The sequence below is a fragment of the Lyngbya sp. CCY1209 genome (assembly GCF_035615495.1).
In the GTDB taxonomy this organism is placed as follows: domain Bacteria; phylum Cyanobacteriota; class Cyanobacteriia; order Cyanobacteriales; family Microcoleaceae; genus Limnospira.
Genome location: NZ_JAJENU010000100.1, coordinates 1 through 8067, shown reverse-complemented (window position 1 = coordinate 8067; position 8067 = coordinate 1). Strand labels below are relative to the sequence as shown.

General features: G+C 52.1%; 8 protein-coding genes. 3 read left to right on the top strand and 5 right to left on the bottom strand.

Going from position 1 to position 8067, the window contains the following annotated elements; all coding sequences use genetic code 11:
* Positions 1-532 precede the first annotated feature (532 nt).
* Positions 533-1354, top strand: a complete 822-nt coding sequence (sppA, locus tag LKE08_RS00615; RefSeq protein WP_324702254.1) for a signal peptide peptidase SppA — start codon at positions 533-535, stop codon at positions 1352-1354.
* Between the two features lie 95 nt (positions 1355-1449).
* Positions 1450-1839: a chorismate mutase gene (gene aroH, locus LKE08_RS00610; RefSeq protein WP_324702255.1), complete on the top strand. Its 390-nt coding sequence runs from the start codon at positions 1450-1452 to the stop codon at positions 1837-1839.
* Between the two features lie 284 nt (positions 1840-2123).
* On the opposite strand, the gene LKE08_RS00605 is transcribed toward aroH, so the two are convergent.
* The 5 genes from LKE08_RS00605 to LKE08_RS00585 form a co-directional block, all read right to left on the bottom strand.
* Entirely contained in the window at positions 2124-3137 is a 1014-nt protein-coding gene (locus tag LKE08_RS00605; protein WP_324702253.1) for a GTP-binding protein, read from the bottom strand.
* 55 nt (positions 3138-3192) lie between these two features.
* Positions 3193-3897: a metallophosphatase gene (locus LKE08_RS00600; RefSeq protein ID WP_324702252.1), complete on the bottom strand. Its 705-nt coding sequence runs from the start codon at positions 3895-3897 to the stop codon at positions 3193-3195.
* Positions 3898-3987: 90 nt separating this feature from the next.
* A complete protein-coding gene (gene folE, locus LKE08_RS00595) occupies positions 3988-4638 on the bottom strand; it encodes a GTP cyclohydrolase I FolE (protein WP_324702251.1) in 651 nt (216 codons plus the stop codon).
* 90 nt (positions 4639-4728) lie between these two features.
* Positions 4729-5547: a metallophosphoesterase family protein gene (locus tag LKE08_RS00590; RefSeq protein ID WP_324702250.1), complete on the bottom strand. Its 819-nt coding sequence runs from the start codon at positions 5545-5547 to the stop codon at positions 4729-4731.
* Entirely contained in the window at positions 5544-6323 is a 780-nt protein-coding gene (locus tag LKE08_RS00585; RefSeq protein WP_324702249.1) for a GTP-binding protein, read from the bottom strand. Before LKE08_RS00585 ends, LKE08_RS00590 begins: the two co-directional genes overlap by 4 nt.
* A gap of 63 nt (positions 6324-6386) precedes the next feature.
* Between LKE08_RS00585 and LKE08_RS00580 the strand changes: the two genes are divergently transcribed.
* Positions 6387-7616: an FAD/NAD(P)-binding protein gene (locus LKE08_RS00580; RefSeq protein WP_324702248.1), complete on the top strand. Its 1230-nt coding sequence runs from the start codon at positions 6387-6389 to the stop codon at positions 7614-7616.
* Positions 7617-8067 lie beyond the last annotated feature (451 nt).

Here is an 8067-nt window from a genome sequence, read left to right as displayed (position 1 = left end):
ATCCGAGGGGATAAAAGCCTTACCAGGAGGTTATTTCAGGCATTTCAGCCCTATTTCGATCCCGAACGAATCGCACCGACGAGAACAGTGTAGCGCGATCGCAGTTGAGCCGATACTCTGTTGCGCCACCAAAAGCATCGGAGGGTTCGACATGATATAGCAATCGGAAACCTTATGTAAATTGTTCAGCCCCCAAACCCCCAATCCTGGAGACTCAGAGCCGACCAATTTTCACTCATCATTTCACACTACTATATCCACTAAAATAATTAACAAAAAACGATTTCTATAATTTTTTGTAATTCGACAATCAGAAATCGAATCAATAGGATAACAGACGATCCGAACTCTATAGCAATGTGAAATCATTCACAAAAAGTCTATTCGTTCAAAGCCCCCAGAATTGGGGGTTTGGGGGCGAGAGAATTTCGGGTCGGACTACCGGGAGTCCCGACGTCGCATTATACTGGTAAGAATGGCTGGGCGATCGCACATCCAACGCCCATCTCGTTATATTGACTCCCAACCGTCCATGATTTGGCCATTTAAGTCTCGATTTCGCAAACAAATTGCCCGCATCGAAATAACCGGTCCCATCGCCGGCGACACGCGAAAGCGCGTTCTGGAGGCCCTCAACACCGTCAAAGAGCGCAAATTTCCCGCCCTGCTGCTGCGGATCGACAGCCCCGGGGGCACCGTGGGGGACTCCCAGGAAATTTACAGCGCCTTACAACATTTGCGCGAAAAAGTCAAGATCGTCGCCAGCTTCGGCAATATTTCGGCGTCCGGCGGCGTCTACATCGGCATGGGCGCCCAACACATCGTCGCCAACCCCGGCACCATCACCGGCAGCATCGGCGTAATTTTGCGGGGAAACAACATCGAACGGCTGTTGGAGAAAATCGGCGTTTCCTTCAAGGTGATCAAGTCCGGACCCTACAAAGATATTTTGGCCTTCGATCGCGAACTCACCGAACCCGAACAGCACATCCTCCAGGAGTTGATCGACACCAGCTATCACCAGTTCGTCCGGACGGTAGCCGAGTCCCGAAACCTGTCCGAAGAAGCCGTCCGCACCTTCGCCGACGGGCGGATTTTCACCGGGGAACAGGCCCTCGAATTGGGGGTCATCGATCGCCTGGGGACGGAAGAAGAGGCCCGACGCTGGGCGGCGGAACTGGCCGATCTCGACCCCGACAAAACCGAATGTTGCACCCTGGAAAAGCCCAAATCCCTGATCAACCGCATCCTCAGCAACAATCAAACCCCCGCCGGAGGGTTATCGGCGGCTCGGAATTGGGTAGAATTTGAACTGTCAACGAACGGTTTGCCCCTGTGGTTGTACCGACCTTGAAACGGGACCGCGCCGGGGGTGAGGCGATCGGAGGCGGGGGAACATTTCGAGTCCCCTTGGATACCTGAACAGTGACGATCATAGGAGGATTTGGCGTGGAGTGGCAAGTTCGAGCGATTCGCGGCGCGACGACGGTCCCGGACAATTCGGTGGAGGCAATTCGGGAGGCGGTGACAGAACTGCTCGACGAGCTGGAAACCCGCAATCAGTTACACCCCGAGCAGATTATCAGCACCACGTTTTCCGTCACCCGGGATTTGGACGCGATTTTCCCCGCCGCGATCGCCCGAGAGCGCCAGAATTGGGACAACGTGCCGCTGTTGGACGTGCAGCAAATGCACGTCGAAGGCAGTCTCGAACGCTGCATCCGCTTCCTGGTCCACGTCAATTTCCCGGCCCACAAAACGGAAATTCACCACCCCTATCTGCGGGGGGCGAAAAATCTCCGCCCCGACTGGAGTTTGACCCCGGTGCGATTTTCGTAATTTTTACAGCAGTTTTGGGGTGCGTCCGAGCATCAATAATTGGTTGTCATCATCAGCCATCAATTTGACGCACCCGACGGGCGATCGGATTGATCAAACAAATTGTTGTAGCGCTTCAGCGCATTTCTGAGGTGGCTCAAGCCCAACAACGAACATCTCCCTCTGTGTCCTCTGTGCCTCTGTGGTAAATTCCCCAAAATTCAAAGACTCAGCCAACCCCCAATCCTCTTAGCACAAGATAATTTGATCTCGTAGGGGCGCAAGGCTTGCGCCCGCCCCCATTACTAAGCCAAACAATCATTCAATTGCTGGCGAATATACTCCCGGTCGAGATGACGCCCGATCAAAACAATTTGAGTCTTTGCCGTTTTCAAAGTCTCCCCCAATTGAATGGCATACCGGGGGCCGCTGAGTTGAAAAATATAAGGGATTTCACTCTGACTGAAGCGGAGAATTCCTTTGGCTCGAAAGACCTCCAACGGCATTTTTTCCGTCAAAAAATTCTCGAATTTATCGATATCAAACGGCCGATCGCTCTCCCACGCGATCGACAAAAAACCATCATTTTGTAAGTGGTCGGAATGGCGGTTAAGGGAATCATATTTGTCGCGGCGGTGGTGGCGTTCTTCCTCCCCGTGATAGCGATCGACTGGCGTCAACTCCACATCCAAAATTAACGGCAATGGAACTCGACCATATTCGCTTTTCAGAATCCTCGCCCCCCGTTTAACAATGGCAATATAATCCTCCAATTCTCGAATTTTTTGGGGAGTCGCCAAATCCGTTTTATTCAAAATAATCGCATCGCTGTAAGCAATTTGTTTCAGAGCCGCTTCGCTGTCGAAGTGATCCGGCGTAAAATTCGCCGCGTCCACCACCCCGAGCACCGAGTCCAGGCGCGTCAGATCTCGCAGTTCGGTGCCCAAAAACGTCAAAATAATCGGCAGCGGATCGGCGACACCGGTGGTTTCAATCATCATATAATCGACGCGATCGCTCCGTTCCAAAACCCGATACACCGCATCGATCAACCCCTCATTAATTGTACAGCAAATGCAGCCGTTGCTCAACTCAACCATGTCGTCATCCGTTGACACCAGCAACTGAGCATCAATATTAATATCCCCGAACTCGTTCACCAAAACGGCGACTTTTAAATCCTGTTTATTTTCCAAAATTTGGTTGAGCAACGTCGTTTTGCCGCTCCCCAAAAATCCGGTAATAATCGTGACCGGCATCCCCCGCTTGGGAAACTCCGAAATCGAATCAGGTGTGGTGGTTTTTGTCAAGCCAGTCATCGTCTCCAATTCCCTCCAAATCAAACAGCACCGAAATTCCAGTCAAATTCCCAAACTAATCATAATTAACTTGACGAAAATCAACCCGATTGGAATTGGGATCATATAAAGTATAGGTCGCCCTTCCCCAATGACGACCCACCGAACCCACCCCCACAACTCGTTTTTCCGTCAATTTCACCGCTTCCGAAGATTGCTCCTCGTCCAAAGTCGAAACCCTCGAACAAACCGAACCCCCCCGCAACTCATACTCAAAAATCTGACCGGAACGGCCACAAAACAACTGATTCGCACCCACCCGTTGCAACCGATCCAACATTCTCCAAGCCGGAGTATCCGCCCTCAGTTCATCATTCACCCCCACACTGCTCCCATGAATGAGCAAACAATCCAACTCCAAAAAACCAAAATGTTGTTGTCTCAACCATTCAACTGTTTCCCTAGAAACCGAATTCCACAGCAACTCCACCACATCTCCCCCATATTTTTTCAACAACTCGTCACCCTCCACATTTCCCCCGAGTCCGTGTAAATTAAAACACTGTTCTTCCCACCAACCCATACACAATTGAGGCTCAAATTCTCCGGAGTCAGTCGTTTCTCTGACCCTCTCAACCAACAATTCGCTGTCGGGGTTTGGCCCCACCAAGTCCCCCAAAATATAAAACTGCTCGAACTCACATTTCTGGCAACTGATATCCTCTAAAACGGATTGATAAGCCTTCAAATTTCCCTCGATACCGCTCAAGATAGCCCACATTTTAACGATGAATAAAAAATAAAGTGAAAAAATACTTCCATGATTGGATGGGGTTGGGCGAAGCAAAAGCGACACCCAACACCTACAAAATTAGCTAAAACTCGGAGTATGGCGAATCAGAGACATGAACTCCTGGCGAGTTTTCGCATCCGTCGAAAAAATGCCCCTTACCGCACTGGTAGAAGTCCAAGAACCGACCTTCTGCACGCCTCGCATCACCATACACATATGGCTGGCTTCCACAACAACAGCCACCCCTTTCGGCTTCAGCAAACCTTGTAAAGCATCCGCAATTTGAGCAGTCAACCGTTCCTGAACCTGCAACCGTCTCCCGTACATTTCACAGATGCGGGCGACCTTCGATAATCCGATCACTTTCCCATCGGGAATATAAGCCACATGAGCGCGACCCAAAATCGGCAAAATATGATGTTCGCAAGAGCTGAAAATATCGATATCTCGCACCAAAACCATCTCGTCGGCATCTTCGTGAAAAACCGCACCATTGAGCAGTTCATCTAGAGACTGATGATAGCCGGAAGTCAGGAACTTTAAAGCCTTGACAACCCGTTTCGGCGTGTCCCTCAAACCTTCCCGATCTGGATTTTCACCCAGTCCCAGCAGCAAAGTCCGCACCGCTTGGCGCATTTCTTCTTCGGAAACTGGCGGGTCAATTTGACTGTCAATATTGGGTAAATTGATGCCGTCAATTTCTTCAATTGCCGAATGTAATGAAGTCATAATTTTGTCAATTTTGCCACAAAAAATGGTCAGAATTTCTTCAAATATTTTGCCACACTTTTAAAAAAATGACAAGGTAAAAATGATGATTTATCGCTGACAAACGTGGGTGGGATCGTCCGCTTTTTCCGCATATTCCAAACCCCGAGATAAACGCCAAGCGAAAATTGGTGGCAAACCCTTCTCAATAATTGCCGCGCAGGTTTTGCGATAATCATACTCAACCTCTCGCAGCGTCACCCCTCCGGTATCGGTATCGTAAATCACATAGGTGGCATTGGGGCGGCCGTGGCGAGGTTCTCCCACAGAACCCACATTAATCACCCGTTTTAAAGGAGTCTTAAAACTGCTGCAATCTTCCCCATTTCCCAATTCGGGTTGGCGAACTTTGACTTGTAGTTGTCCCCCTTCCAACTGGCGAACGTAGGGGACATGAGTGTGCCCGCAAAACAACACATCTGCATCGATCGCCAAAACCCTTTCCAACACCGTAAAAGCATCCATATTCGGCATCAAATACTCGTGGTTGCTGTGGGGCGAACCGTGGACGAAACACAGGCGATCGCTTTTTAACGTCAAGGGGAGTTGGGCGAGAAATTCCCGGGTTTCCGGATAAATATTTTCCCGAGTCCATTCGTGAGCCAAATGCCCCCGCCGTTCTGCCAAAAGGGACGGATAACTGCATTCACAAGCATTTAAACCTTCCACAATATCCTCATCCCAACACCCTTGCACCGTGGGGATATCCAAGGAGCGAATTTGCTCGACGACCGCATGGGGAAAAGGGCCGTAGCCGACCAAATCTCCCAAGCAATAAATTTGCTCGGCTTTTTGTCGGTCGATATCCAACAAAACTGCATCCAGAGCCTCATAATTTCCGTGAATGCAAGACATCACCGCTATTTTCATATGAAAACCTCCTGTTCTTCGGCGAAAGATTCTTGGAGCTGTTGTTGATAATGTTGAATGTGAGATGCCGGCAAACAGCAATCTTTCAGGGTGGCGGATATTTGCGATCGCTCCAAATCCCGCCCGACAATTTCAAACCCGCTAAATCTCCGGGGCCTTCCCTCCAGATGTCTCGGCAAGTCCAAAGCCAAAAATTCCGAGTTGGCAATCCCCAACACAAAATCGCCGTAAATCGACTCACCGCTGGCAATTTCAAAAATTCCCTTCGCTCTTTTAACCCGGCCGTAAGCCCCCCCGATCAGCTCAAACCAAAATACACTTAAACTCGTCCAATCGACTATTTCACCAGTCAACAAACCCCGGTGTATCTGCAATTCGTCGTCGGGCAACTCGGGAATCATTTCTACCCCTTGATGTCCCACAATAATTCGATCCGCCCACTCCCGAATCTGGGCGTTTTCGTCATTCTGGGGCACCACGGCGATGCGACGACAGTTGAGGTGATTTAACAGCGGTTCCAGGGAGGACAATTCCCAATACCAAGGCAATTCAATATAAACGTTGAACCCGGATTCTGCCAAAGCCCACAATTCTGCTTCCTGTCCGCGAGTTCGGATGTGGAGTTCCGGAAACTCGGCGGCCAGACAAGTGCGATCGATGCACACACCGTCCATGTCGGGGGTGAAATAGCACCGGGGCTGGGGGTCTTTCGCGATCTGTTCTCGAATCCAGCGAGTTTTTCCCGAACCGGCCGGACCTGTGACGGCAACAATCATTGATTTTCGGAATGATAATCATTATCATTGTCACGATAGCACAGGATTCGTCAGATCTCAAAGATGTTCGATCGCACCCGACCCAGTTCCACCGACCTCGCCATCGTGGGAGCCGGCCCCCAAGCCCTCACCCTCGCCACCCACCTGCTACAGAAACGGGAACCCTTCAGAAACCGATTCATCGTCTTAGACCCCAGCGGGACTTGGCTGGCGCGATGGCGACATCAATTTGCCGCCCAGGACATCCCCCACCTACGGTCCCCGGCGGTGCACCACCCCGACCCCGACCCCTACGCCCTGAGACGATTTGCCGAAGGTCGGGCGGCGGAATTGTTCCCCCCCTACGATTTGCCGGGAACCCGACTCTTCGAGGACTTCTGTGGGGATGTGGTCCGGCGGTGGGAGTTGGCGGACCGGGTATATCCCGGCAAAGTCCGCCAAGTGCTGCCCGTCCGGCGGTCGGGACGGCCGAGATTCCAGGTGATTTTGAGCGACGGCAGTTGTACCGTCGCGCGGCGGGTGGTGTTGGCGACCGGGGCGGCGGTGCCCGACCTTCCCCGGTGGGCCGGGGAAATTGCCGCCCCCCACCCGCCGGGTCGGCTGTGCCATTCTCAACAGGTGGACTTGCGGGGCCTCGACGTGACCGGAGAACGGATTTTGATCGTGGGAGGGGGGTTGACCGCCGCCCATTTGGCGGTGGGGGCGATGAGACGGGGCGCGAAGGTGACGCTGGCAGTGCGGCGGCAATTGCGAGAAAAACTATTTGACGCCGAACCGGGTTGGCTGGGGCCGAAATATCTCAAGGATTTTGAAGCCGAGGACTGTTGGTTGACCCGCCGGGAAATGATCCGACAGGCCCGCGGCGGGAGTTCGGTGACGCCGGCGATGATGTTGCAGTTGAGGCGGGCCGTCAATCGGGGGGAACTGAAGATTTTGGAGAATACCGAAGTGACGGCGGCGGTTTGGGAGGGCCGTTGCTGGCGGGTGAAGGCCGGCGGTGGGCTGTTGCCGGGGTGCGATCGCATTTGGTTGGCGACGGGAACCCAATTTGATGCGGCGCGAGATCCCCTCCTAGCCGACACGCTGCGAATCTACCCCACGGAGGCGATCGGCGGTTTGCCGGTGCTGGACGCCCATTTGCGGATTCCGGGTTCGGAGTGCTTCGTGATGGGAGGATTGGCGGCCCTGACGGTCGGTCCGGCAGCCCGGAATTTATCCGGGGGGAGAATGGCTTGCAGTCGGATTGTCCGGGCGATCGTCAAACCCAGCTTGGCTGCGGCCGTGAAGGGGTAGGGTGTGTTGCGGCATCGATAAATCATGGGTTTTCACGATAAATATTGACCTGGCCGCAACGCACCATCCCAGATATTGATATCATTTGCATGATGCGATGATTCAAATTGGCCGATCGCGCGATTTGAAATGGTGCGTTATGCGGAAATATGATTGATTTGTAACCCTTCGCATTTTCTGGCCGCATAACACACCCTACCTATGATGGTGTCTCGCGATTTGGAATGGTGCGTTATGCGGAAATATCATTGATTTGTGACGGTTCACATTTTCTGGCCGCATAACACACCCTACCTATGATGGTATCGTCCCCGGTAGGGTGTGTTACGGCGGGAATAAATGATGGGTTTTGACGCAAATATTGACATCGCCGTAACGCACCGCCCCCACCGAAAAATCCCATTAATAAATATTGGTTTTACACAGACAAAACCGACCCAGAAAAACGGAT